This is a genomic window from Leptolyngbya sp. NK1-12 (assembly GCF_032598965.1).
Lineage (GTDB): Bacteria > Cyanobacteriota > Cyanobacteriia > Elainellales > Elainellaceae > Elainella.
Genome location: NZ_CP053586.1, coordinates 386,427 through 411,823, shown reverse-complemented (window position 1 = coordinate 411,823; position 25,397 = coordinate 386,427). Strand labels below are relative to the sequence as shown.

Sequence of the window (25,397 nt, the reverse complement as noted above, 5' to 3'; positions counted from 1 at the left end):
TGGCTTTCGGAGATCAATCCATGAGCTTAAAACTGTCGGATTCGGATTGGTGTGAGCTGTGGCAGCAGGAAGAGTGCAATACAGCGGGCGCAACTCAGGCGAAAACACTCGATTCGATCGGTTTATCGGAACAAGTCTACAGATTCTCTGGGCCACTGGGCCGGGGAAGTGAACGCTATATTCCACTCCGCAATGGGCTGCATTTAGTCATGTGCGACTACGAGCTGTGGGAAGACATGACTGTCCGTAGTCAGTATTGCTACAAAACCTATCCCGGCAATCCCTGCATCAGCTTTGTAGTGTCTGGAGCTGGCAGAACGATTCACCATGGCTTGACAGATTACAACTTTGAGGTGTCTGGAAAAAACTATCTGGAATTTATCCCGGAAGGGAGAGAGACAGAAGATTGGTCAGCTAGGGATCGGATTGTTAAAGTTCGGGTTGGTCTGCAAATGGAGGCTCTGCAAGACCTGAGCCGCGAGTCTAGTTCTAACTTACCCAAGGAACTGAGATTGTTAGTAGAAAACCAGCAGCTATCGCCTTGCTATCGGTTGGAAACAACCACGCCTGAGATGGAAACCGTGCTCCAGCAGATCCTCAATTGTCCCTATCAGGGATGGATGCGTCGGTTTTACCTGGAAAGCAAGGCATTAGAACTGCTGATTTTATGGCTAGCTGAGGCAGCTAACCGTGACTGCTTACCTGAATCCTGTGAACTCTCGCTCAGTGATATCGATCGGGTTCATCAGGCTAGAGAGTTTCTGATGCAGCATCTAGAGAACCCACCATCTCTAGTCCAACTAGCCCGCAAAGTCGGATTAAACGACTACAAATTGAAGCGAGGTTTTCGTCAGCTCTATGGAACCACCGTATTCGGTTATCTACACGCTCAGCGCATGGAAAAAGCCCGAATGCTGCTGATGAGCCGGCAAATGAAGATCACAGAGGTGGCCCATGCGGTTGGCTACGCTAGTCTACCGTCGTTTTGTTTGGCGTTTCGCAAGCAATTTGGAGTCAGCCCGAGGAGGTATACCAATTCGTAATGCTGGTGTGCGTCAGCCCAATGGTAAAGTCCTGGCAGTGCATAGAGCGACTTTGATCTGTAGTCCTGCCTGAGGAACTGGGTATTGCTTGGCTTGGCGGTTGCCTGGGGTTAAAAAGATCCGGTTGCAATAACAAAGATCCGTCTGCAATAAGACACCACCACCAGAAAAGCTTACTATTCTAACCATCCAACTGAGAACAGTTTGCATTTGTATTAGCGATGGAGCTTGGTGTGAGGATGGTGGCCAAACAGCAGTGGTTGTGCTTGGTAGGATTGACAGGAGTAGCAGTGATGCTAGTTGCTCCGGTAGCTGGGGCAGAGGAGAAAGCAAGGAATGGGGAGGAGCGATCTGCCTCTAGTTCCTACTCCCCAGTTACTTCCCACTTCCGTTCCGACCAGGAATACCCTGCAACCACAATCGATGAATGGCTGAATCAAATTGCGCAAACAGCAGCCGTAACGATCACAGGAATTCAACTGGAACCCACTGATGTCGGTGTTGAGATAATTTTAGAAACCGCAGCGGGACAACCATCTGAACCATCCAGCTCTGTAGTTGGGAATGCCTTAATTGTGGAGATTCCCAATGCGGTGCTGGCATTGGAAGGCGATGAGTTTCAACAGGCTAATCCAGCCGAGGGAATTGCTTTAGTTGCAGTAACGGCGTTGGCCAATAATCGGGTGCGAGTAGCAGTGACTGGATTAGAGGCAGCGCCAACGGCAGAGGTTCGGATCACAGCCCAAGGCTTGGTGTTGAGTGTGGCATCTGGCACAGAAACGGCTGACGATGCGGAAGACGCGATTCAAGTAGTAGTAACCGGAGAACAGGAGCGGGGCTATCAGGTCGAGCGTGCCACCACAGCAACCCGGACGGATACGCCGATTCTCAATATTCCCCAATCGATTCAAGTTGTGCCACGACAAGTGATTGAAGATCAGGCTGCAACTCAGGTGACAGAGGTTCTACGCAACGTGAGCGGAATTGCAGTTAATGCATCCCCTTTAACCATTTTTAGTGATGACATTCGCATCCGAGGCATCACAGCGGGACGGGATTATTACCGGAATGGAATTAGAAATTTTTTCGGTGGTTTCAATCTAGGACAAGAAACTGCCAATATTGAACGGGTCGAGGTACTGAAAGGCCCTGCTTCGATTCTTTACGGTCAGGCAGAACCCGGTGGTGTAGTTAACCTGATTACGCGCTCGCCCCTAAATGAACCTTACTACGCGGTGGATATGACGGTTGGCAACTATAATTTCTACCGCCCCACCCTCGATTTATCTGGGCCATTAAATGCAGCGGGTACCATCCTCTATCGCTTCAATACAGCGTATCAGTATTCTGAAAGTTTTGTGGATACCTTCGATGCTGAACGGTTTTTCATTGCTCCCACTCTCCAGATTCAATTGAGCGAAAATACGACGCTGACAATTGATGGGGAATATCTCGATGATTCTCGCCCCAATTACACCGGGCTGCCTGCACTCGGAACCGTTTTGGAGAATCCCTTAGGCGATGTACCAATTTCCCGATTTTTGGGGGATGAAGATCGGCGTGATCGCGTGGTCGGAAACGTTGGCTATCGCCTAGAACACAATTTCAACGAAGCCTGGTCGATTCGGAATTCCTTTCGGTATGAGTTTCTGGGAGTTAATGAAGATGCTATCTTTGTCAATGCGCTACTAGATGACAATCGAACTGTATCTCGCGGCGCATTTCGCACTCGTGGGGATGCCCAAAATTACGCCTTGCAAACCGATGTGCTTGGCGAGGTTTCAACCGGGAACGTCGAGCATCAACTTCTCTTCGGTCTAGAGCTACGTCGAACTGACCAAGACTTTCGTGGCGGGGGCAGCCCTCCAGTGCCAGATATTGACTTGTTTGACCCAGAGTATGGCAATTTCGATCTAGAGTTTGTGAATGAGCGCGGAGCCAAATCCACCCAATCTGTGATTGCTGGTTACGTGCAAGATTTAATTTCGATCGGAGAGGCATTCACCATTTTGCTAGGTGCTCGCTACGACTGGGTAGAACAGACGACTAACAACCGAGATGCGAATCAGGAATTTTATCAGCGCGATACTGCCTTGACGCCGCGTGTCGGTATTGTTTATCAGCCAATCGAGCCTCTTTCTCTGTATGCTAGCTACAGCCGCTCCTTTGCTCCTTCCTTTGGTGCCGATTTTAGAAATGCGGATGGTAGCCCGTTTGAACCAACCGAGGGCGAACAGGTTGAAATTGGCGTGAAAGCTGAATTATTCGACAATCGATTAATTGCGACATTGGCCGCCTATGACCTGACTCGGCAGAATATTGTCACCCCAGATCCGCAACGCCCCGGATTTAGCCTGCAAATTGGAGAAGAACGCAGCCGAGGCATCGAGTTTGATCTGATTGGCGAACCACTACCCGGACTCAGCCTAATCGCTAGCTATGCCTACACAGACGCTGAGATTACCAAAGACAACAGCGGCAATGAAGGCAATCGGCCCAACAATGTACCTGAACATAGCGGCAGCCTCTGGGCAACCTACACGATTCAGGCTGGAACTTTGCAAGGATTGGGATTTGGCCTCGGTGCGTTTATTGTCGGCGAAAGAGAAGGTGATTTGGGTAACACCTTTCAATTACCCGGCTATATCCGAACCGATGCCGCACTTTTTTATCGTCGAGAAAACTGGGATATTGCTCTGAATATCAAGAATTTGTTTGATGTGGAATATTATGAGAGTGCTTCCTTTAGAGATGGAGTATATCCTGGTGCGCCATTTACAATTCTCGGTACTGTCTCTGTGAGATTCTAGCGATGCGGCATCAGTATGGTCTAGTTCTGTTATTTCTCTTGCTCATCGGCTGCAACCAATTGGTTCCGCAAGAAACAGTCAATCAGTCAAGCGGAACTCAGCCTACGCGAGCGATTGAACACGCGATGGGAAACGCCGACATTCCCGTCCAGCCAGAGCGGGTTGTGGTCCTGGATGATTGTACCTTAGAGCCTGTGTTGGCGCTTGGGGTCAAACCTGTTGGTGCACCAATTCGGGATGTCCATATTCCAGGACAAGGTAATTTGAGCCAAATTCAAGATATTGGTACTCCTGCCAATTTGGAAACAATTCTGGCGCTCAAACCCGATTTGATTTTGGGCTGTGCCTATCTACGAGACATGTACAACCAGGTAGCTCAGATTGCACCCACGGTGATCGCCCCAATTGAAACAAGCGCTGATTGGCAAGCGGTCTTTTGGCTGGTAGCCGATGCTTTGGGTAAACGCAATGCAGCTGAGCAGGTGATGACGAACTACAAAACCCGACTTGCAACCTTGCGTTCCCAGTTAGGTGAACGTTTGAAGTCTACTCAAGTCTCAGTAATTCGCGTCTATCCCAATCACATTTCACTCTACGCCAAAGATGTTTTTATTGGCACGATTTTGGCAGATGCGGGTTTATCTCGCCCTCCATCCCAAGACCAGGACATTCCAGCCATTGATATCAGTAAAGAACGCATTCGAGACGCTGATGGAGATGTTATTTTCGTATGGACATACGGCAGCAATGAACAGCTTACAGAATCAGCTCAAATCGCACTGGAAAAACTAAAAATTGATCCCCTTTGGCAACAGTTGAATGCTGTCAAACAAGGTAGCGTTTATCTTGTGCCAGATTATTGGATTGGAGCAGGTCCCCTTTCTGCGAATGCCGTGATTGATGATTTATTTAAGTATTTGATCGAGGATGCTGTACCACCATTATGACTCAAACATTACGGCTTCCCTAGTCAACCATGGGTATTGCACTATCATTGCCCCGCTGCTGGCTGGCCCAGATCGACCCTTTGGAAAGTCAAGCAGTATCGAGTCACTCGCCTTACCAAACGGTCTTAAACAATCAAAAATTCCGTCTACACGCCAAAAAACTCCCGCTAGGAGCCAAAATCACCTTCTAAGCCCGCAGGATTTACGCTAAGCTACTGATGGCCTTATGCTTCTCATTCAATCATGCCAATTAACGATCGCACTAATTCTTCTAGATCATCCGGAACTCGATACAAGGCGATATCTTGAGTGATTCGTTTTTGTGTTCTATCTAAAAGACCGAAACGCCAAGCATCGCCAATTGTAACGGCACCATACAGGCTATGCTGGCCTTTTGCCTCAGCTAGGGCAATCATCTCAACCGCCAATTGAGTGAATCCTCTCGTTAAGTCATCATTTTTAGCTTCAACCACCAGCAGGCTATTCTTTAACCATAACAGGTAATCCAGATTGCCCCTCAACCAGTTGTTGACCATGAGGGGATACTCGATTCTCAATTGACACCGACAGTAGCGGGCCACTTCCAGTAACACAGGAGCCACCAATGTTTCGCGTCGAGCGGTTTCACTACTTAAACTCACAAGTAGCAACGAATCCTCGATCCGCTGCTGAAACTCAACCAGGTGTTCCAAAGGTTGTGTCGTTTTGGGTAACGATAAGCGTGAACGCTCTAGCACATAGCCAAACTCTGCTAAAATCTCGTCTGATTCATACGGCATTTCAAAATAGGACCGGAATGTGTAGGATTGTCCTTCTTGTAAAATCGAACGCGGTTGAGTCATGACGGTATTACCTGGATGATAGAAGAGAGGATGTGGGATGAACATTCCCTTCAAACGCTACGGGGAACTGCTTGGTCACTATCTTAAACCCCAACAAAGTCGTGTCGCTGGGCTGGCGATTGCCCTATTGGGCAGCATCGGTTTACAGATTCTCAACCCACAACTGTTGGGCTATTTTATTGATACCACAATGGCCGGTGGTCCTCCTCAGGCTCTACTGACCGCAGCTCTGCTGTTTCTGGGAGTCGCCTTACTGAGCCAAATTCTTAGTATCATTGCCACCTATTTCGGTGAAACGGTCGCCTGGACCGCCACAAATGCCCTGCGAGCCGATCTGGTTAGCCATTGTCTTCAGCTTGATTTAACCTTCCACAAAGCCCACACGCCCGGAGAGTTACTGGAACGCATCGATGGCGATGTGAATGTGCTGGCCCGCTTCTTTTCCCAGCTCGTGATTCAGGTCATTGGCAACGGACTGCTGCTGCTGGGAACGCTGGTGGTTTTATTTTACGAAAATCGCTTGGCTGGGGCGACGTTGACTGGGTTTGCGCTGATAGCATTGATCGTCTTGTTGGGGCTACAGCCTTTTGCCGTTGCACCTTGGGCTACCTATCGCCAGATCAGCGCTGAGTTTTTTGGCTTTTTGGGTGAGTATCTGGCGGGGCGAGAAGATATTCGCGCCAATGGTGCGGTCAGTTATGTGATGCGGCAGTTTCATCGCCTGTTGCAGCAATGGTTGCCGATCTATCAAAAAGCGCGGTTTGCCAGCACGGTGCTGTGGGCCACGTCGGTGGGGCTGTTCACAACCGGAAATGCGATTGCGCTGGCTGTCAGTGCCTATCTCTGGCAACAGCAGGCGATCACGATTGGTACCGCCTATGTCATCTTTCACTACACCAACTTATTAGCCCAACCAATCGAACGAATTCGCGAAGAGCTGGAAGAACTCCAGCAGGTAGAGGCCAGCCTACAGCGAATTCAGGCGCTATTGCAGGTGCAGGCTCGGCTGCCGGCAGGCGGAGACGCGGTTTTGCCAGCGGGGGCATTAGCGGTGACATTTGAGCAGGTTTGGTTTAGTTATGAGGAGTCAGGCTTCGTTCGTGGAACGTGCTCCGCGAGCGACGGTGAGCTCAGCCGAACCGGAGTCGAGAGTCGAGAGTCGGGAGTCAGGAGTCAGGCTTCGTTCGTGGAACGCGCTCCGCGAGCGACGGTGATCTCAGCCGAACCGGAGTCAGGCGTAAATCGTGCAATCCAACAATCGAATGACCAGAAGTCATGGGCATTACAAAACCTTTCCTTTCACCTTCCTGCTGGTCAAGCCTTGGGCATATTAGGACGAACTGGCAGCGGTAAATCAACGCTGGCTCGGCTGCTGCTCCGGCTATACGATCCTCAGATTGGGACCATTCGTTTTGGGGATGTGGCGATTAGGCAAGTACCGCTGAAGCATCTGCGGCAGCAGGTTGGTTTTGTCACCCAGGATGTGCAGTTGTTTCAGGCGAGCGTTCGCGATAACCTCACATTTTTTGATCCTCACATTCCAGACAGCGCAATTTTAGAGGCTTTAGGATGGTTGGGGTTAGACGAATGGCTACAATCGCTTCCGGCTGGATTGGATACGCTGTTAGGGGCGGAGAACAGTGGACTTTCGGCAGGTCAGGCTCAGCTCTTGGCATTTGCGCGGGTGTTTCTGAAAAAGCCAGGATTAGTAATTCTAGATGAAGCCTCCTCTCGCCTTGATCCAACAACGGAACAGTTAATTGAACATGCGGTTGATCAACTGCTGCTGAAATGCACCGGGATTATTATTGCCCACCGGCTAGCCACTGTTCAGCGAGTTGATCGGATTCTGATTTTAGAAAACGGTCAGATGGTTGAATACGGCGATCGCCTAACCCTACAGCAAGACCCACACTCACGATTCTCCCAGCTATTGCAAGCAGGCTCTACGAGTATGCTGCGTTGAGCAAAAGTCGCGATATCCGAACTCGCAGACAGCCTACCCTCCAATCTGGCTCTCAAATCTGATCCGGGTCAAAGCCCAACTCCCGCAGTCTCTCTGCTAGCCGCTCGGCTCGTTGCCGTTCAGCTTCCGCTCGTTGCCGTTCAGCTTCCGCTCGTTGATGCTCGGCTTCCGCTCGTTGCCGTTCGGCTGCTTGCCCCTCTGCACCAGTGGGAAACACCTGCCCTTGACGGTCGCACCAGCGTAGCCATAGCCTTGGGGTGGCTTCTTCAAATGTGCCTTCCCACAGGGTTAAACCCAGTCCCACGGTTTCTAACCAAACAAATTGCCCCACGGTAGTAATCCCTTCCGCAGGTGTGAGTTCAATATATTCACCGGATGCAAGGGTCCATACCCGCAAGAGCGCGCCGTTCATTTCGTTCTCACCCTGAATTTGACGCAGTGGATCGAATACAACATAGTAGGGCACGCCAATTTGAGCGTAAATATCTTTTTTGCAGGCCGATTTCCCTTTTCGCCGCGACGTTTGGCTCAGAGCCAGCTCATTCCCTTCTTGATTTGAGACAATCTCGATACAGACATCCGGCACTTTGCCAAATTGCCAGACAAAGTAGGTGCGGTTGTCCCGTTGGGATAGGTCTTCAGCCCGTTGCACCCCCAGACTCAGTAAAACATCGGGAACAATTGGATCGCCCTTGAGTTTGTAAAATACTCCAACATCCGCTTCGGCAAGGAACGGCAGCGGAATCGGTTTAGAACTGTAGAGCGCATCGATCAGCAACCGCTGTTGCTGGGCAGATTGGAAATTGTCCACGGGTGTATCGTCTTCAATCACAAGATGGCTGGTGTCGAGTGCAATGACGATCCCTTCGGGATACTCATCTGAGATCTCAAACGTATGGCCTCCTGAATTGATCAGTTGTCGAGTCTGTTGAGTCATAGGCGTCCCTCAGCACTCAATCACTAGCGATTGGTTTCAGTATATCGCAAGGGGATTGAGTCTCCGATACTCCCACTTTACGGATGATGATAATGAAGCAATTCATTTGCGTTCCTTCGTTGCTGGAGCTGGCGAGACAGGTAGGTTCAAACGACTATAAGCACCAAACTCGATGTGGGCGACCGCACGCAAGCTGCGCTATGGGCACAGCAGCATTTTAACCAATCATGCTAATTTTGCAGATTCAACGTAATATAGAACATCCATAGCGATTCAAGAAGTGAGAACAACCCTGCTTGATTACGACAATCTTGATGGCCTGCTGCGAGATAGTTTAGCGATCATCTCAGCCCGAGATGACACCTTCAGCTTACGAAACATTCGCTTCAGGGCTTGCTTGACAGTATTTTCGGTAATCCAGAGTGCTGCCCCAATCTCTGCGCCTGTCAATCCCTGTGCTACCAGTTCAGCGATCTGAGCTTCACGCGGCGTGAGGCGAGCATCATTCAGGGTCGGTAAAGCAACGATAGGTTGCAGTCTCAAGGTGGCAAGCCGTGTCGATAGATGTAGACAAACGGCGCTTAAGTCGAGCAAATTTTGTTGATTGAACGCTGAACAATCTCGATGACGAGTAAAAGCAATGCCGCCAACAAGCAGGGCATTAAAGACGATTGGCCCAATCATCACATGCCCATGATCGGCGCGAGGGCAGATGGTTTGCCAAACTCCGGGAGGTAGCAGCACCTCCTCATGTACAGGAGCATGACGTTCCATCAGGTAGCGCAGAATCGGATTATGATCGAGCGACAACGCCAGTTTGATCATGCCGGGAGTGTTGTCATCGATAGAGGGAAACTCACTCAGAAAGCTGAGTCCCCAACGGGTTGCGACAAAATATTCACCTACTTTCTTCATCACAGACTGTCGCAGTTCTGCTTCGTCTTGGGCTTGGGCAATTGCCTCAAACAAAGTTTGCAAAGAGATTTCCATAATTCTTGCTGCTCCTTTTTGTCATCGCCGCAGAGTGTACCCAAATGGGGTCTATGCGAGGGCAATAGTTTGACGTTAACCTAAGTTTTATCAGCGCTGAATAGCATTTCTCATTCAAATGTCTCATTCAAATGTCTCATTTACAGCGTTTTTCACTCATGTGAGGTATAGGGGGCTTCGCCCCCACGCAGGGGCAGTGCCCACACACACCGTTTTTCGTACTTCACTAGCCTGAAAAGGCTGTATATGGAGTACAACAAATTAGCTCATGGCTTTGCTGTAGTGCTTGTATCCAAATGTTTCTTTACGAGATATGAATAGCAATCTCTCTTCTGATTCAACAACAGCATTTTCTATTGATGACTCAGTGACGGTGAAGCTCGATGTAAAAGGAATGCACTGTGATAGCTGTGTGCAAGCCGTTGAAAAAGCTCTGCTGCAACAAGTTGGCGTATTGTCAGCAACAGTAGACCTAGAGACTGAAACAGCCACAGTCGTTTGCCAAGCAAATGTCGATGGCGGAAAGCTAGCGCAGCTTTTGACAGAAGCTGGATTTTCCAGTCAATTGCAGCATTCTGAATTACCGCTTGCTTCTGAACCAGCTCATACCGCTGTAACCCGAACTTCAGTATCGTGGACACTGATGGGCTTTTTCCTGCTCGTCGTGTGTTTCAACATCTGCCTGAATGCTCAAGTGCTGACGGTGGGACTAGCCTATTTCTATAATCCAGTGTGGTGGAAAGCCCATGTTTGGCTGGTGCGAAGCTATAGTGGTCTGTCCCTAGTTCTATTGTTTTGGGTGCATTGCATCACTGTACCTCGTCGTATCCGTAGCTTGACTATCAGCTTGCCGCTAACGTTAGGATTACAATATCTAACTATTCACCTCAAAACCCCAATTCCGTTAGCGATTCTGCATCCGCTGAATGGGTTTGCTCTGTTTTCTGCTTCGACAACATTGGTTCACCGTGTCAGTCGATTTCTATTCCCCAAAGCAGATGAGGGTGAAGCGTAATGCGGCTACAACAGCTCGGAAGACTGAATCGAAGTACGATTGCCCTGCTCGCTGCTGCCATTGCTGTTGCAGGTAGCTCGTTCTACTACAGCGTCAGTCAATTTGGACGTAATCCGGCTGAAACGGTGCCGTCTTCTCCAGCTCAAGAGCCAATTGCGGCACTAGGACGGTTAGAGCCAGTTTCGGAGGTCGTCAGCCTATCAGTTTCTACCACGCTCAGAAATGATCGGGTGAAGCAACTCTTGGTTCAGCGTGGCGATCGAGTTCAAGCAAATCAGGTGATTGCGATTTTAGAAAGCTATGATCGGCTGCAAGCAGCTTTGCTAGAAGCACAAGAGCAAGTTTGGGTCGCCGAGTCAAGATTGGCGCAGGTCAGAGCAGGAGCCAAGTCTGGAGAGATCGCAGCGCAGCAAGCTGAAGTGGCACGGCTACAGCAACAGCTTCAGGGAGAGGTAACGACTCAAGCGGCAACTCTAGCCAGACGACAGGCTGAAGTTGAGGTAGCCCAAACGGAATACGATCGCTATCTGACCCTCTACCAGCAGGGCGCTGTTGCCGCTTCCACGCTTGACCAGCGGCGATTAACGCTAGCAACAGCCCAGGCTCAGTTCAATGAAGTGCAAGCCAACCGCAATCGCACCGCAGAAACCTTGCAAACTCAGATCAGGCAAGCCCAGTCTACACTCAATCAAATTGCAGAAGTGCGTCCAGTGGATGTGCAAACTGCCCAGGCAGAGGTGAGGCAAGCTGCCGCCGCTGTGCAACGCGCCCAGGCAGAGCTAAACGAAGCTATCATTCGTGCCCCAATCAGCGGCAAGATTTTGGAAGTTCACACTCAATCCGGCGAAGCGATTGCCGAAGCGGGTATCGTTGATTTAGGTAACACCAATCAGATGGAAGTCGTTGCAGAAGTGTATCAGAGCGATATCCACCAAGTTCGCAATGGTCAAGTTGCTACGATTACCAGCGATGCCTTTACCGGAGAATTGCAGGGAACCGTGCATCAACTTGGACAACAGGTGAATCAACAGAAGGTGTTTAGCCGTCAGCCTGGAGAAAACCTCGATCGGCGCATCGTGGAAGTGAGAATTCGCCTGAATGCAACCGACAGTCAGCGTGTGGCAAATTTGACTAACTTACAGGTGCAAGTTGCGATTCAATCGGATTATGTTAGGTAAACTTTTACGAAAAACGCCAATCGCCTGGCTACAGGTCAAACGCGAAAAAACACGGCTGCTCGTGGCGCTATCGGGTATCGCCTTTGCCGATATTCTAATGTTTTTTCAGCTTGGCTTGATGGCCGCCGCCTTTGATGCAGCAACCTCAATTCACTATCGACTGCGAGGCGATTTGTTTCTACTTAACGCCCTTTCAGATAATATGCAGACGATTAAACCGTTTTCTCGTTCGCGGCTGTTTCAAATTTCAGAAGCCAATGGTGTCGCTTCAATCAATACGCTCTACACCGGAATTGCCACCTGGCGTAATCCTGACAATCGCACATCCTGGCAGGTTCAAGCCTATGCCTTCAATCCCAGCCATCCAGCCCTGGATATTCCAGATGCCAGTCCGCAATTCAACAAGCTGAAACTCCTCAACTACGCACTCTACGACCGCACAGCTCGTCCAACTTTGGGTAATGTCGGATCCCAATTGCAACACGCCCCTGTTCTATCCGCACAGCTCAATGATCGTCAAATTCAGATTGCAGGGCTGTTTGCTTTAGGCGTTTCCTTTGCATCTGATGGCAATCTGCTGATGAGCGATTCTAGCTTTCTGCGAGTTTTTCCCAATCGTCAACCCGATCAAATCGATATTGGCTTAGTTTCTCTAGCAGCAGATGCCAGCCTTGAACAAGTGCAGGCTCGACTCAGAGCCATTTTACCCAACGATGTGCTGGTACTGACGAAGCAGGAGTTGATCGATCGCGAGAAAGCCTACTGGGGGCAAAACCGACCGATTGGCGTGATTTTTGGCTTTGGCACGATTGTTGGCTTTCTAGTAGGTACGGTAATTGTTTACCAGATTCTTTATTCAGATGTGTCTGATCATTTACCTGAATACGCCACTCTGAAAGCGATGGGATATAGCGATCGCTATCTCGTAGGTGTCGTGCTACAAGAAGCATTTATTCTCGCCATCTTAGGCTTTATCCCAGGATTTGCCATTTCATTAGGGCTATATGGACTAATTGCTCAAGCCACATTGCTACCCGTCCACATGACGCTCAATCGCACTACCCTTGTCCTGATGATGACTCTGGTCATGTGTGTGGTTTCAGGGGCGATCGCCATGCGAAAACTCCAAGCAGCCGACCCAGCCGATATTTTTTAGTTGCCACTAGTCATTAGTCCCTACCTCCTCACCCCCTCACCCTCCTACTCCCCATGCCCTCCGTCATCTCAATCCACAACCTCAATCACTACTTCGGCAAAGGAGACTTACAAAAACAAGTACTATTTAGCATCAATCTAGAGATTTATTCTGGCGAAATTGTGATTCTAACAGGACCTTCTGGTTCTGGAAAAACCACGCTTCTGAGTTTGATGGGGGGCTTGCGATTGGCACAAGAAGGCAGTTTGAAGATTTTAGGGCAAGAGATGAATGGTGCAAACAAGAAGCAACTGACGCAGATTCGGCAGCAAATTGGATACATTTTTCAGGCACACAATTTGTTAACCTTTCTCACCGCTCAGCAGAACGTTCGCATGGCGTTAGAATTACACGATTCGTACCTAAATGAAAACATAAATACAGTTGCAGCAGAAATGCTCACAACCGTGGGCTTAGGAAATCGAGTAGATTACTACGCCGATCATCTTTCCGGAGGGCAAAAGCAACGAGTGGCGATCGCACGCGCGCTAGTGAGCCGTCCCAGCATTATTCTAGCCGATGAACCGACGGCTGCACTGGATAAAAAATCAGGGCGCGGTGTAGTGGAACTCATGGAACAATTAGCAAAGGAACAGGGCTGTACCATTTTGCTGGTGACGCACGATAACCGTATTCTTGATCTTGCCGATCGGATTATTTACATGGAAGATGGTCGCCTAGTCGATTAAATAACTTCTCAACCATTCTCTCAATCAGCCCAACCCCCTTGATATGGGAAACGGCTTCATAGTCGTTCCCAATCATCGGACATAGACATCCTCTGCAACTCACTGATCGCTTGACTTTGTTTGGGTGCATTAGAATCGTCAGCCATTGCTAATTGCCAAGATCTTCCCAAGCTGCTTGTGATCTGAAATATTAAAATCTGCTTTTTCTCGCATTCCGCCATCTGTGTTGAAGAATATAGCTTTGATTCCAGCATTTTTTCCCGCTTCAATATCCAGATCTCTATCTCCTATACAGTAAAAAAGCTCTTGTGAAGTATCCGATTTTCCAATTATAGATATAAATGATTCTGGGTTTGGCTTCTCTGGAAAACCATCATCTTTTGTGATGATAGTTTCAAAACTTCTGTCTAAGCCTGCCTCAGAAACTTTTCCATTGTCGATTGCTTGTCCCTATGCGTTACCAAGTAATGGCAATTGACGAGGAATCGCTAATAAATGATAATATTTGCATCTATTACTTATATTGAAATTCCCGTTGCAACCCACTGGGTTCAGTCAGAACAGCCGCAAAAGCAGGTCAAATTAACTTATGGAAAACGTTTTCTGTGCGGAGCAGTCGCAGCAATCTGGCGTAGACATCATTGGTTCTGCCTCGGAGCATCAGCTCTATGTAGCCATCGAGTGCCCGCCGTCGTGGACATCCTACGATCTAGAGTCGAAAGGAATTCCAGACAACCTGCGCGAACTAGGAGAAACCATCTACGATGATTACGACCGCTTCCAGACTCGGTTTCTGCTGATTTACAACGAACGTCTGAAGCGAAGCCCCCACAGCCCTTATACCTCACATGAGTGAAAAACGCTGTATAAAAAATGAATTTATGAATGGCCCTGTGAATCAAATCTCTACCTGGCACCTCCTCTATCAACTGCTGTTGTATGCCCCGCGGCTGTATTTGCTTGACAGCTTGCTGTGGATGTTTATTATGGGGCTGCCGGCTGTACCTGGACTGATCATTCGGGAATTTTTTAATCACCTCACTGATTCGTCATCTGCTGATTTCTCATCTGCAACCCTGATTGTGCTGTTGCTGGCTACCGGAGCCGCTCGGATTGTTGCTATCTTCATGGGGCGAATTACCAAAACTCAACATCGGTTTACCATCAGTGGGCTGCTCCAACGAAATCTATTAGCTGGCATTTTGTGCCGCCCAGGTGCTTTGCCGTTAGTTGCCGATGAAAAAAACCTATCTTCTGGGGAAGTGCTGAGTTATTTTCGCGAAGATGTCGCTCAGATTGAAGATAATGTGGTCGGCACAAACGAAATTTTAGGAGCAGGGGTGTTTGCGGCTGTATCCTTGATTATTCTTCTTAGTGTTAATGTCCATTTGACGATTTTTGTATTTTTACCCTTGGTTGCGATTGCTGCGATCGTTCAGCAGGCCGAAACTCGGATTAAGCGCTATCGTCGTGCCAGTCGTCAGGCCACCCAGCAGGTGACAGGGCTAATAGGCGAAATCTTTACGGCGGTGCAGGCAATTCAGGTGGCAGGCGCAGAATCTCCTGTGCTAGAGCGATTTCGGCAGGTCAGTCAACAGCGCCAGCAGGCAATTATCCGCGATCAGGTTTTCCTTGCCATTCTGGAATCTATTTTGCAAAATATGGTCAACTTGGGTACGGGACTGATCCTGCTGCTAGCCTCCCAAACCATGCGTCCTGCCCAAGCGCTCAGTGTTGGAGATTTTGCTTTATTTGTCTACTACCTTGCTTTTGTAACCGATTTTTTCTGGTTTTTGGGTGGTTTTTTGAGCCTCTCAAAGCAGACTGAAGTCTCATTCGATCGGATGGCAGACTTGCTGCAAGATGCCGAACCATTGCCTGCTGAAAGCGCACCCTTATCTCTGGTTGTTCATGCCCCGCTGTATATTCCAAATCTAAAAAATCAAGCTTCTCCCTTGCCCGCTATTGAATCAACCATCCGTCATCCTGAGGATAGCCTAAATACATTATCTATTGTTGATTTAACCTATCGATATCCTGATACAAATTGTGGTATCTCTGATATGAATTTTCAGGTTCAGCGCGGTCATCTCACGGTCATTACAGGACGCATCGGTTCCGGCAAAACTACTCTACTACGAACTCTGTTAGGCTTACTGCCCCGTCAGGCCGGTGAAATCTACTGGAATGAGCGCCCGATTCAACAGCCTGCTAGTTTCTTCATTCCACCTCGTAGTGCCTATACTCCACAAGTGCCGACCTTATTCAGCACCACGCTGCAAGAAAACCTGCAATTAGGATTGGACCGTTCTAATCAAGAACTAGCCCAAGCGATTAGCCGGTCAATTTTGGTCCAAGACATTGCAGCCATGCCAGAGGGATTAAACACCGAGGTGGGAACGCGGGGAGTGCGGCTTTCGGGAGGGCAAATCCAGCGGGTGGCGGCGGCTCGTATGTTCCTACATCAGCCTGAATTACTGGTATTTGACGACCTCTCTAGTGCGTTGGATGTGGAAACCGAACGTCGTCTCTGGTCCCACCTGCTGGAGCTACGTCAATCTCGCGGTTCACAGGGCTGGACTCCAACATGTCTGGTTGTCTCCCACAGACCTGCCCTCTTGCAAGCTGCCGATCAGGTGATTGTGCTGGAGAACGGCACTATTGTTTCTATAGAACATCAATGATCGGGTTTACGACGCGTTGAATGATGAAGGGATGGGTAATTACCTCTCTACTACATGGGTGGATCTGATTGAGTGGCCTCAAGCTGTTGCAACTTTGGGAGTGTGCATCCCCATAAGCCAGCCAGCACCATGCCTAAAGAACAAAGAACATAGAGCACGGCCATCCCTGCTCCTGGCCCTGTACCAAAAATTCGAGTCAATGCAATGGTGACAACATGATTAGACATCATGGCAGGCTCCAATACCCGATCGGCTAGTGGTCCAGCCAAGAAAGTAGCAAAGGCTGAAACGATCTGCACTATCAGTGAGCTAGCCGCGAATACTCGTCCTTGAAGATTGGGAGCGACATTTGCCATCCAAATCGCCGTCTCGGAACTGCCCAACAGCGGAAAGTTCAATGATGAACAGAATTGAGCTGGAATCCAAATCGAGACTGTTCGCCCCAGCCCAAACACCGTTTTGCTGATACCGGCCCCAACCATGCCGACTAGTAATCCCCGCAGGCGACGCTTAAACCCACCCCAAATGCTCACCCCGATCGCTCCGACCACACCGCCAATCCCAGCAGCAACGCTTGTACTGGCCAACACCTGAGCACTGCCATTACTGCGAGCCAAAATCATTGGATCGTAGATTGCGCCACCCAGGTCATGCACAAACCAAAACAGGGCAGTGATCAAAACCAGGAGACGTAAACTAGAATTTTTGAAGAAATACTTAAAGCCAAAGGTTAGATCATGCCAAATGGCGCTGAGGCGGGATGATTCGGTTATACGCGATGGCTGTGGAATAGTGACAGCTAACAAGGTGACAATCGCGACTCCGAAGGTGACCATATCAATCAAGAATATTCCAATTAAACCGATGAAAGGATAGAAACTACCTGCCAACGCAGGTGCAAAAATAGCAGAGCCATAATGAACTACTGATTCCATACTGTTTGCCCGCGTGTAGTGCGACGATGGCACCATCAAGCTGACGGAAGTGGAATAGGCTAGCTGCTGGATTTGACCAAAGCTGCTGTTGACCGCACTCGTGAGGTAAAGATGCCAGATTTGGAGGTTTTCGGTTGCATACAATAGGAGCAATGCAACTGTAGAGAGAACAGCGATCGCATCCCCTAACATCATCAGGTGCTTACGATTGCAGCGATCAACAATCACGCCGGCAAATAATGTAATCACTGCCCGCGGCAACTGAGAAAAAAATCCAACTAACGTCAGTGCAGTAGCAGAACCTGTGACCTCCCAAGCCCATAGAACCAGCGCGAATTCGGTCATGTAACTGCCGATTGTCGAAACCAGTTGACCGAACCAAATGACGGTAAAGATGCGCATGTAAACGTGTTGGCAATATTTTATTCCGGATTTTATTCCGGATTGTTCACTAAATATTTGAACAAATCATCAAGCACGGCATCTGCGGCCAAAGGATTTCCACCTCTCCAGGTTGGGTAATTGACCGGATAGACCCGATTCTGCTGAACAGCCCTCAGTTGTTTCCACAAAGGTTTTTGTTTCAGCTCTGCCAATTTTCGCAGCGATGCTTCCCCCTCGGTTGCCACAAATAGAACGTCTCCATTAATATCCATCAACCTTTCTTCTGAAAGGGAAGTGATTCCGCCAGCGATGGGAGCTGCTTGGGAGGGAGGTCGCTGTACTCCGACATCGGCAAGGATGCTGCCATTGAATGAATTTTTTGCATCAATATCAATCGTGCCACAGCAGATATGTACAAATGAAACTTCCAGGTCTTGCAGTCGATCTCCCAGGGCTGACTTCAAAGCCTCAATGCGTTGGTAGTAATTGGCCCAAACCTGTTTCGCCGCCTCGGTTTTGCCCAGCACTTTAGCCACAAAATCAAAATGGTCTCGCCAAGAGGGATATCCCTCCCAATCATCGACTACCGTGGGTGCGATCCGAGAAAGTTGAGGATAAATCGCTTCCGTTGCATATTTGATGCCAATAATCAGATCGGGCTTCAATGCCAATACTTTTTCAATATTGGGCTGTTCTTCTTTGCCAAGTATCTGAATCGATTCTAGATGTTTTGCCAGATAGGGAGGCGGATCGTCAAAGTAGACAATGGACGCAATGGGTTGAACCCCTAGCGCCAGCGCATTGCCTAATGTAGGCACACTCAATGCAATGACTCGCTGCGGCTGATTTGGAACACAGGTTTGGCCAAGCGCATGCTGGATCATGCGGCAATCAGAACGGCTGCTGCCCGTCCCAGAAGGAGACATGCTAGCGCATGCCGCGCTAAATACCAAAATCAGCAGAAATATGAGTATGTATTTTAGAGAAGCAATTCGATATCGAACCGTACATCGGTGAGACCTGATCCGGTGAAGCATCGCATTCCTCCCTAAAATTCCACCGCAACTGAACCTAGAATCGTCAGAGGTGCACCGGGCACAATGAAGTAGCCCTGGCTATTGTAGTATTCGGTGTCAAATAAATTTTTGATATTGATGGCGAATCGGTAGCGATCCCGGCGATAAAAAATGCTGGCATCGGTGCGGAAGTAGGAGGGCAACGTCAACCCTGTATTGGGCAAGAGAGCTTCTCGTTCGTCCACATAGACGAGTCCTAAGCCGAAGCCCAGCCCTTCCAAGCTGCCGGATTGAATTTCATAGGTCGTCCATAAACTGGCGCTATTTCGCGGCACTCCCACCAACCGATCGCCTTCGGGAATGCTGTTGTCTTCGCTCACAAAGGCATCGGTATAGGCATAGCTAGCAATGATGTTCCAACCCGGCAGAATTTCACCTGTAACATCAAATTCAACACCACGGCTTACTTGTTCTCCGGTTTGCACACTAAAGTTTGCATCTTCCGGATCGGTGGTCAATACATTCTGCCGCGACAAATGATAGAGCGCTAAGGTGGTAGAGAGATCGTCAGTGATGTCCTGCTTGATGCCGACTTCAAACTGCTCGCCTCGCTGAGGTTCAAAGGCTTCTCCGGTGCGACTGCGGCTGAAGACTTCGGGATTGAAGGAGTTGGACCAGTTGAAGTACAGCGAGGTGGTATCGGTTGGTTGATAAACAAGACCCAAGCGTGGTGCAAAGTTGGTTTCGGATTGTTCGTTATTAATCGTGTTAGTGTTGCGATCGCGGTAGATAGTGTCACTCCAATCGAATCGTCCGCCTGCTAGCAAAATCAAATTAGGCGTGAGGTAGATCAGGTCTTGCAGATAGATGCCAACGTTATCTGAGCCGTATTCCTCGTTAAAGTTCGGCTCAAATTCTCCTGGCTCTATACCATAGTCTGGGTCAAAAAAGTCGATTGGATCAATAGGGGCGCTGAAGAAATCATAGGCAAAACGGTAACGTGCCAGTTCAACCCCAAACAGCAGATTATGCTCGATCGATCCGGTTTGAAATTCCCCGATCAGTTCAGTCTGCATGGCAATGTTGAATTGGGATTCGTCCGTGCGGTTAGAACTGCGGGTTAACGTGCGGCCATCTGGCTCCAGAATCGTATCAAAGTTGCCAAGCGAAACTTCTTCAATCCCACCTTGCACGCTCAAAACATTCAATCCATTGCGGATGCGCCACTGGTCGCTAAATTCATGCTCAAAGTCATAGAATAAGCGCACTGAATCAAATTCAGCGTCGTTAAAATCCGGCTCAATAATGGTGCGGCTAATCGGTACGTCAAAGGATGCCTCAATTGGCGGTAAGCCGCGATCGTAGGCATATTTGTAGTCTTGATATTCAAGCCCAACGGTCAGCCGCGTGCCGGTATTGGAATCCCAACTAATCACTGGGGCCACAAGAATGCTTTCGTTACGGTTGAAATCGCGAAAACTATCGGCGTTTTCGTAGGCGACATTTAACCGATACAATACCGTTGCATCGTCGTTGAGCGGTCCGGTGAAATCCAGCGTGGAGCGGTAGAAATCATAGCTGCCAACAATGCCTTCGACTTGATAGCGCGGTTCGGGCAACGGGCGTTTCGTTACGGTATTCACCGCACCACTAAAGGAAAAGCCCCCTCCATAGAGCACCGAGGCTGGTCCCCGCAAGAATTCCACCCGTTCTACATTGGCTACATCCCGCGGACTGATAAAGCCAAAATCCCGGAATCCATCCCGAAAACTCTCGAACTCGGTTGAAAACCCGCGAATCAAAAATCCGGTGGAAGAAATCCCGCCATAGCCGATTTGCGGCTCCACACCCGGCACCGTATTTGCTAATTCGTTGAATCGAACCACTCGCTGATCCTCGATCACCTGTTCGGGAATCACCTGAATCGCCAGGGGCAGATCTCGCAGCGGTGCTTCAATCCGAGTTCCGGTAGTGGCTTCTGATGGGTTATAGCCTTCCTCTTGCTCGCCAGTCACAATTACTTGAATGGCGTCGTCTGCAGTATCTGCCGTAGCGGTTCCCGGCGTCACACTCAGCACGAAGGCTTCAGCATCGGTTCTGATCGCAGCCGTGGGAGGAACCTCGGTGCCGGTAATTGCCACACGAACCCGATTGTTGGGCAAATTTGTCGCCGATACCAAGGCAATGCCCGCGGCTGGATTTGCGGCTTGATAGTCATCTGCATCTGGCAAAGCCAGCACCGCATCGGGAATATCGGCGATTAAGGCATTCCCCACCACCGTCGGCGTCACTGGCGCTAGATTGCCCGAAGTTTCGAGAATGATCTCCAATCCGTCATCCGCTGAGTTCAGTTGCACCCCGGTGACTTGAACAATCGACTGTGCCAGCCATTCCTCCACGGTTGTGGCCGGTTGTTCTAGTTCCTGCAAGCGAGGCGGGGCAGTTTCCCGAATTACTGCACCGCTGACTCTACCGTTAGTTTCCCTGACGGCTTCTGACAAATTGGTCGATTGAGCTGGTTGAACTTGTCGTACCTGTCGCGTTAGAGCAGATTCAACCGCTTGCACCGGGTGGGCCGTCACCAACCCAAGCAAAGACAAACTCAGCAGCAGTTCTGATTTCCCCATATTGCCTCACACCAAATTCTCTAGCCCACCTGCCACAATGGAGATGAGCATTTGATAGGAATATTTCTCAGTTAAATCAGAATAGAGGAATCGGGCAATCAGAGTTTGCCCAAAACGGATTTTTATTTGCCCGATCCGGATCGGGATGGGCGAGAGTCATCCCCGCAGCCGCGTCCGATACTCCCTCGGACTGACGCCGAACTGGCGCTTAAAGGCGTCACAGAAGCGACTCTGGCTGGCATAGCCGACGAGTTGGGCCACTCCCGCTACACTCAATTCCCGTTGGGTTAAAAGCTGTTGAGCATATTTCATCCGATGCATCTGCAAGTATCCAAACACAGTGGTGCCAAACACCTGCCGAAAGCCCTGCTTGAGTTTGTAGTCGTTCAACCCCACCTGTCGGGCTAGATCGAGTAACGAGGGCGGATTGTCAAAGTTTTGCAGCAAAATCTCTTTGGCGTGATGCAAGCGTTCAATGTCGCCTGGATGCAGCGAGCGGCAAGAATAGCTCGAATGTTCTGTATTGTGTTCTGTCCACTGATGGATTTGGAGTGCTAAAAGTTCTAGAATTTTGCTTTCCAGATAAATTCGTTTTGTCATTCCTTGATAGGGGCAATTCAATAGCTGTCGCAATGTCAGTTCCATCGCGGCAGTAGTGCGCCCAAGAGTCTGGTGAAAGCAGTGTTCTAAATTACCTTTGAGTAACTGCTGAAGTGTCCAGGGAAGACGACTGTTCTCAAGGGTGTGAGTGGCTAAAAGCTTGGGATCAATCTCGATCCGGATCATTTGGCAGTGCTGATTGGCAAAATATAGTTCTGTCTCTTGAATATCGGGTAAAAAGAGGAGGTAATTATAACCGGCCTGCTCGATATACTCTTCTGGAATATTAGGAACATTAGGCGTCAAAACTTTATAACGGCCTGAGATATAAAATTTGGCAACTAGACAATTAAATTCACTATGGTCTGGTTGGAGGCTGAAATCTTTGTAGTAGTGATCATCAATGATTTCTAGACATAAGCCAGGTCGCAGATGGGCAAGCTGATAGTGTTCCTTTGCAAACTGGAATTCAATGCGCTCCGTGTAATCAAAGCCATTCGTATTATGGCTAACTTCTCGATGTGAACTACTCTGTCGTAGCTCCAACAGTTCCTGCTCATTCAGTAGGCTTGTCATCGCAGTTCAGCTAATCGTGCTTTGCGGCTAATGGGAATACACATGGGCGTATGCGTTACCGGATCATGAACAATGCGGCTCTCGATGCCAAATACTTCTTGAACCATTGTTTCAGTCATGATGTTGCTTGGAATACCTTGCACATATACACCACCGTTCCTAACAGCGATTAAATGATCGGCATAGCGGCAGGCTTGATTCAAATCATGCAGTACCATGACAATTGTGCGGCCTTCGGTTTGATTCAATTCGTAGAGCAAATCTAGAATCTCAATTTGATGCGCTAGATCTAGAAACGTGGTCGGTTCATCCAATAGCAGAATTGGCGTATTTTGGGCCAAGGTCATGGCAATCCAGGCTCGCTGTCGCTGTCCGCCAGAGAGGGTATCGAGGGGGCGATTGGCTAACTCAACCATGCCGGTGATGGCGAGGGCCTGCTCCAAAAACCGATCGTCTTCGGCAGACCACTGTTGCAGCCAGCTTTGGTGAGGATAGCGGCCTTGGGCCACCAGCTCGCGGACTGTCAAGCCTTCGGGTGCAGTGGGGCTTTGGGGCAAAATTCCGAGTTGTTTGGCGACTTCTTTGGTGGAAAGTCGAAAGATAGAAGCGCTATCGAGATAGACCGTTCCCTTCAGCGGCTTCAGTAAGCGGGCTAGTCCCCGCAACAGGGTGGATTTGCCGCAGCCATTCGGGCCAACCAGTGCCGTAATCTGTCCGGCTGGAATCACTAAATCCAAATCGCGGATCACAATCGCCCTATCATAGGCTAGAGTGAGTTGACGAGTGGTTAAGGCGGGTTCAGTGGAAGATATCGTTACACTCATAGGATTAAGCATTGCGATTGGAATAGAGCAAATAGAGGAAATAGGGGGCACCAACGGCAGCCGTAATCACGCCGCAGGGCAGTTCGATGGGGGCAAACAGCGATCGGCCTAACAAATCGGCCAGGACAACAATTAATCCCCCCACCAAGGCCGCGACCGGCAGCAATCCTTCATGGGAGGCACCCACCAACTGCCGCGAAAGATGGGGAGCCATCAGGCCTACAAAGCCAATCGTGCCCGCCGTGGCTACTGTTGCTCCAGCTAAAGCGACGCTGGTAAGCAGCAACCATCCCCGCTGCCATTCCACTTTGCTGCCTAAGCCTTTGGCAATATCGTCTCCCAACGCTAACGTGTTCAAATCCCGCGACAGCAGAAAACTCAGCGGCAAAAACACCAGTAGCCACGGGAGTAACGCCTGAATATGCTCCCAGTTGCGTCCATATACGCTACCCGTTAGCCAAACCAACGCCTGACTAACATCGTAAATATTGCCGAAGGTGATCATCAAGCTAGTAAAAGCACCCGCCAGCGCATCGACGCCAACGCCGACTAGAATCAGACGAATCGGGGCACTGCCATTGTCCCAGGCCAGGAAATAAATGAGCAATGCTGCCACTAATGCTCCGGTAAATGCTGCCACCGGCAGAGCAACCAGCGGAAAGCTAGGCAACAACACAATCATGGCAACGGCTACTAAACTAGCCCCGGCATTCACACCAATGATTTCTGGAGCCGCCAGTGGGTTGCGCGTCAGTCCTTGCAAAATCGCACCCGATACAGCTAGCCCAGTTCCGACCAACAGGGCGGTAATGGCGCGAGGTAAGCGCAGCACATAGATCACAAATGCATGATCTGGATTGCCGGTATCAATTCCGAGCAGCGTTTTCACCACATCCAGCGGCGAAATCGGATATTCACCGTAGCCGATGCTGAGAATCATTACGGCTGCTATGGCAATTGCCAGAGTCAGCATGGCCCAGGGAACTCGTCGATCCAGACGGATCGAGAACGGTGATTTTTGTGATCGAATCACTAACCAGCTTTTTGTCATTGTTTTTGGAACATTTCGTTTTTGTGATGCCCATTCATCGCTTTACCTTTTGTTTGGCCAGATAGATGAAGAAAGGTGCACCGACGATGGCAGTCATAATACCAACGGGGAGTTCTTGAGGTTTGATAATGATCCGGGCACCAATATCGGCTAGCAGCAGCAGCATGCCCCCCGCAATCGCCGCGTAGGGTAAGAGCCAACGATAATCGACTCCGGCGAAAAAGCGAACCAAATGGGGCACCACCAAACCCACAAAGCCAATCGGACCAGCTAACGCTACCGAGCTGCCAGCCAGCAGAATCACCACAACCGTGGCAGTGGCTTTCACCCAAGCGGTGCGCAATCCCAGCCCTTTGGCAACATCGTCTCCCAAGGTTAACATCGTGATTTGGCGACTCAGGATCAGGGCCACCAATAACCCGATCCCCATGTAGGGTAACACCGAAGTGAACGTGGCAAAATCTCGCCCTGCCACCGATCCCGCCAGCCAAAAGCGAATTTCATCTAAGGTGCGTTGGCTCAGGATCAGCATTCCGGTGGTCAAGGATGAAAGCAAGTAGGTGAGGGCGGCTCCAGCCAGAATCAGCTTCAAAGGCGTCAGACCGCTGCGTCCGATCGATCCCAGCACATAGACCGCAATGGCCGCCAGGGTTCCGCCCAGGAAGGCAAACCAAACGTAGGTGTGGGACGAGGCGCTGCCGAACAGAAACGTAGCTCCTACCACCGCCAAGGCGGCTCCCGCATTGATGCCGACAATGTCCGGTGCGGCTAAGGGATTGCGCGTCAACCCCTGGGTAATCGCTCCCGCAACTGCCAAAGCTGCGCCCACCGTCAGAGCGATCAGCGAACGCGGTAGACGCACGGTGGTGATAATCAAGTGCTCGGTGGAACCGTCAAAGGCAAATAGCGCCTGCCAAATGGTGCGGGGATCAAGATCGGCTGCCCCTAATAGCAAACTGGCGATCAGGCAGCCAAACAAGAGCAGAATGCCGATCCCCAAGCCAATCAATCGCAGCAGATTCACGTGAGCGGAGTGGGCCGAGGGGGGTGCTGAAGGTGGACTAGGCTTTGTTGCTGCATGTTTCATC

General features: G+C 49.7%; 21 protein-coding genes. 10 read left to right on the top strand and 11 right to left on the bottom strand.

Annotated elements, in window-relative coordinates; all coding sequences use genetic code 11:
* Nucleotides 1-20: 20 nt before the first annotated feature.
* The 3 genes from HJG54_RS01320 to HJG54_RS01310 all read left to right on the top strand — a co-directional run bounded on the left by HJG54_RS01320 (nt 21) and on the right by HJG54_RS01310 (nt 4,800).
* On the top strand, nt 21-1,043 hold the full coding sequence (locus HJG54_RS01320; protein ID WP_316432911.1) for an AraC family transcriptional regulator: 1,023 nt from the start codon (nt 21-23) through the stop codon (nt 1,041-1,043).
* Between the two features lie 221 nt (nt 1,044-1,264).
* Nucleotides 1,265-3,853, top strand: coding sequence for a TonB-dependent receptor (locus HJG54_RS01315; protein WP_316432910.1), 2,589 nt, complete (start codon nt 1,265-1,267; stop codon nt 3,851-3,853).
* 2 nt (nt 3,854-3,855) lie between these two features.
* On the top strand, nt 3,856-4,800 hold the full coding sequence (locus HJG54_RS01310; RefSeq protein ID WP_316432909.1) for an iron-siderophore ABC transporter substrate-binding protein: 945 nt from the start codon (nt 3,856-3,858) through the stop codon (nt 4,798-4,800).
* A 233-nt stretch (nt 4,801-5,033) separates the two neighbouring features.
* Here the strand turns inward: HJG54_RS01310 and HJG54_RS01305 are convergent, their stop codons facing one another.
* Entirely contained in the window at nt 5,034-5,642 is a 609-nt protein-coding gene (locus tag HJG54_RS01305; RefSeq protein ID WP_316432907.1) for a hypothetical protein, read from the bottom strand.
* Between the two features lie 37 nt (nt 5,643-5,679).
* Here HJG54_RS01305 and HJG54_RS01300 point away from each other — a divergent pair, with 37 nt between their 5' ends.
* Nucleotides 5,680-7,608 (top strand): ABC transporter ATP-binding protein, encoded by a 1,929-nt coding sequence (locus HJG54_RS01300; RefSeq protein WP_316432906.1) that lies wholly within the window; start codon nt 5,680-5,682, stop codon nt 7,606-7,608.
* 52 nt (nt 7,609-7,660) lie between these two features.
* On the opposite strand, the gene HJG54_RS01295 is transcribed toward HJG54_RS01300, so the two are convergent.
* Both HJG54_RS01295 and HJG54_RS01290 read right to left on the bottom strand, forming a co-directional pair.
* Complete coding sequence (locus HJG54_RS01295; protein ID WP_316432905.1) at nt 7,661-8,545, bottom strand: Uma2 family endonuclease; 885 nt, start codon at nt 8,543-8,545, stop codon at nt 7,661-7,663.
* Nucleotides 8,546-8,845: 300 nt separating this feature from the next.
* Nucleotides 8,846-9,535, bottom strand: coding sequence for a helix-turn-helix transcriptional regulator (locus HJG54_RS01290; RefSeq protein ID WP_316432904.1), 690 nt, complete (start codon nt 9,533-9,535; stop codon nt 8,846-8,848).
* Between the two features lie 313 nt (nt 9,536-9,848).
* Here HJG54_RS01290 and HJG54_RS01285 point away from each other — a divergent pair, with 313 nt between their 5' ends.
* Genes HJG54_RS01285 through HJG54_RS01270 form a run of 4 tightly spaced genes read left to right on the top strand, consistent with a single transcriptional unit; the run spans nt 9,849 to nt 13,612 of the window.
* Nucleotides 9,849-10,550 carry a DUF6220 domain-containing protein gene (locus HJG54_RS01285; protein WP_316432903.1) on the top strand — a complete coding sequence of 234 codons (702 nt, stop codon included), beginning with the start codon at nt 9,849-9,851 and terminating at the stop codon, nt 10,548-10,550.
* Nucleotides 10,550-11,728: an HlyD family efflux transporter periplasmic adaptor subunit gene (locus tag HJG54_RS01280; RefSeq protein ID WP_316432901.1), complete on the top strand. Its 1,179-nt coding sequence runs from the start codon at nt 10,550-10,552 to the stop codon at nt 11,726-11,728. Before HJG54_RS01285 ends, HJG54_RS01280 begins: the two co-directional genes overlap by 1 nt.
* Nucleotides 11,718-12,884: an ABC transporter permease DevC gene (gene devC / locus HJG54_RS01275; RefSeq protein WP_316432900.1), complete on the top strand. Its 1,167-nt coding sequence runs from the start codon at nt 11,718-11,720 to the stop codon at nt 12,882-12,884. The genes HJG54_RS01280 and devC overlap by 11 nt, the downstream gene beginning before the upstream one ends.
* A gap of 53 nt (nt 12,885-12,937) precedes the next feature.
* Entirely contained in the window at nt 12,938-13,612 is a 675-nt protein-coding gene (locus HJG54_RS01270) for a DevA family ABC transporter ATP-binding protein (protein WP_316432899.1), read from the top strand.
* A 138-nt stretch (nt 13,613-13,750) separates the two neighbouring features.
* On the opposite strand, the gene HJG54_RS35325 is transcribed toward HJG54_RS01270, so the two are convergent.
* On the bottom strand, nt 13,751-14,053 hold the full coding sequence (locus HJG54_RS35325) for an HAD-IA family hydrolase (RefSeq protein WP_420717405.1): 303 nt from the start codon (nt 14,051-14,053) through the stop codon (nt 13,751-13,753).
* 148 nt (nt 14,054-14,201) lie between these two features.
* Here HJG54_RS35325 and HJG54_RS01265 point away from each other — a divergent pair, with 148 nt between their 5' ends.
* Nucleotides 14,202-14,468, top strand: coding sequence for a hypothetical protein (locus tag HJG54_RS01265; protein ID WP_316432898.1), 267 nt, complete (start codon nt 14,202-14,204; stop codon nt 14,466-14,468).
* A 37-nt stretch (nt 14,469-14,505) separates the two neighbouring features.
* Nucleotides 14,506-16,296 (top strand): ABC transporter ATP-binding protein, encoded by a 1,791-nt coding sequence (locus HJG54_RS01260; RefSeq protein ID WP_316432897.1) that lies wholly within the window; start codon nt 14,506-14,508, stop codon nt 16,294-16,296.
* 50 nt (nt 16,297-16,346) lie between these two features.
* On the opposite strand, the gene HJG54_RS01255 is transcribed toward HJG54_RS01260, so the two are convergent.
* From HJG54_RS01255 to HJG54_RS01225, 7 genes are all read right to left on the bottom strand, one after another.
* Nucleotides 16,347-17,633 carry an MFS transporter gene (locus HJG54_RS01255; protein ID WP_316432896.1) on the bottom strand — a complete coding sequence of 429 codons (1,287 nt, stop codon included), beginning with the start codon at nt 17,631-17,633 and terminating at the stop codon, nt 16,347-16,349.
* A gap of 32 nt (nt 17,634-17,665) precedes the next feature.
* Entirely contained in the window at nt 17,666-18,541 is an 876-nt protein-coding gene (locus tag HJG54_RS01250) for an iron-siderophore ABC transporter substrate-binding protein (RefSeq protein WP_316432895.1), read from the bottom strand.
* 122 nt (nt 18,542-18,663) lie between these two features.
* Nucleotides 18,664-21,258 carry a TonB-dependent siderophore receptor gene (locus HJG54_RS01245; protein ID WP_316432894.1) on the bottom strand — a complete coding sequence of 865 codons (2,595 nt, stop codon included), beginning with the start codon at nt 21,256-21,258 and terminating at the stop codon, nt 18,664-18,666.
* Between the two features lie 156 nt (nt 21,259-21,414).
* Nucleotides 21,415-22,434 (bottom strand): helix-turn-helix transcriptional regulator, encoded by a 1,020-nt coding sequence (locus tag HJG54_RS01240; RefSeq protein WP_316432893.1) that lies wholly within the window; start codon nt 22,432-22,434, stop codon nt 21,415-21,417.
* Nucleotides 22,431-23,258 (bottom strand): ABC transporter ATP-binding protein, encoded by an 828-nt coding sequence (locus tag HJG54_RS01235; RefSeq protein WP_316432892.1) that lies wholly within the window; start codon nt 23,256-23,258, stop codon nt 22,431-22,433. The genes HJG54_RS01240 and HJG54_RS01235 overlap by 4 nt, the downstream gene beginning before the upstream one ends.
* A gap of 4 nt (nt 23,259-23,262) precedes the next feature.
* A complete protein-coding gene (locus tag HJG54_RS01230) occupies nt 23,263-24,309 on the bottom strand; it encodes a FecCD family ABC transporter permease (protein ID WP_316432891.1) in 1,047 nt (348 codons plus the stop codon).
* 34 nt (nt 24,310-24,343) lie between these two features.
* Entirely contained in the window at nt 24,344-25,396 is a 1,053-nt protein-coding gene (locus tag HJG54_RS01225; RefSeq protein ID WP_316432890.1) for a FecCD family ABC transporter permease, read from the bottom strand.
* Between the last annotated feature and the right edge of the window lies 1 nt (nt 25,397).

Bases quoted from the DNA above. Each gene is read 5' to 3' on its own strand.
- HJG54_RS01320 (WP_316432911.1), top strand. From the start codon at position 21: ATGAGCTTAAAACTGTCGGATTCGGATTGGTGTGAGCTGTGGCAGCAG.
- HJG54_RS01315 (WP_316432910.1), top strand. From the start codon at position 1,265: ATGGAGCTTGGTGTGAGGATGGTGGCCAAACAGCAGTGGTTGTGCTTG.
- HJG54_RS01310 (WP_316432909.1), top strand. From the start codon at position 3,856: ATGCGGCATCAGTATGGTCTAGTTCTGTTATTTCTCTTGCTCATCGGC.
- HJG54_RS01305 (WP_316432907.1), bottom strand. From the start codon at position 5,642: ATGACTCAACCGCGTTCGATTTTACAAGAAGGACAATCCTACACATTC.
- HJG54_RS01300 (WP_316432906.1), top strand. From the start codon at position 5,680: ATGAACATTCCCTTCAAACGCTACGGGGAACTGCTTGGTCACTATCTT.
- HJG54_RS01295 (WP_316432905.1), bottom strand. From the start codon at position 8,545: ATGACTCAACAGACTCGACAACTGATCAATTCAGGAGGCCATACGTTT.
- HJG54_RS01290 (WP_316432904.1), bottom strand. From the start codon at position 9,535: ATGGAAATCTCTTTGCAAACTTTGTTTGAGGCAATTGCCCAAGCCCAA.
- HJG54_RS01285 (WP_316432903.1), top strand. From the start codon at position 9,849: ATGAATAGCAATCTCTCTTCTGATTCAACAACAGCATTTTCTATTGAT.
- HJG54_RS01280 (WP_316432901.1), top strand. From the start codon at position 10,550: ATGCGGCTACAACAGCTCGGAAGACTGAATCGAAGTACGATTGCCCTG.
- devC (WP_316432900.1), top strand. From the start codon at position 11,718: ATGTTAGGTAAACTTTTACGAAAAACGCCAATCGCCTGGCTACAGGTC.
- HJG54_RS01270 (WP_316432899.1), top strand. From the start codon at position 12,938: ATGCCCTCCGTCATCTCAATCCACAACCTCAATCACTACTTCGGCAAA.
- HJG54_RS01265 (WP_316432898.1), top strand. From the start codon at position 14,202: ATGGAAAACGTTTTCTGTGCGGAGCAGTCGCAGCAATCTGGCGTAGAC.
- HJG54_RS01255 (WP_316432896.1), bottom strand. From the start codon at position 17,633: ATGCGCATCTTTACCGTCATTTGGTTCGGTCAACTGGTTTCGACAATC.
- HJG54_RS01250 (WP_316432895.1), bottom strand. From the start codon at position 18,541: ATGTCTCCTTCTGGGACGGGCAGCAGCCGTTCTGATTGCCGCATGATC.
- HJG54_RS01245 (WP_316432894.1), bottom strand. From the start codon at position 21,258: ATGGGGAAATCAGAACTGCTGCTGAGTTTGTCTTTGCTTGGGTTGGTG.
- HJG54_RS01240 (WP_316432893.1), bottom strand. From the start codon at position 22,434: ATGACAAGCCTACTGAATGAGCAGGAACTGTTGGAGCTACGACAGAGT.
- HJG54_RS01235 (WP_316432892.1), bottom strand. From the start codon at position 23,258: ATGAGTGTAACGATATCTTCCACTGAACCCGCCTTAACCACTCGTCAA.
- HJG54_RS01230 (WP_316432891.1), bottom strand. From the start codon at position 24,309: ATGACAAAAAGCTGGTTAGTGATTCGATCACAAAAATCACCGTTCTCG.
- HJG54_RS01225 (WP_316432890.1), bottom strand. From the start codon at position 25,396: ATGAAACATGCAGCAACAAAGCCTAGTCCACCTTCAGCACCCCCCTCG.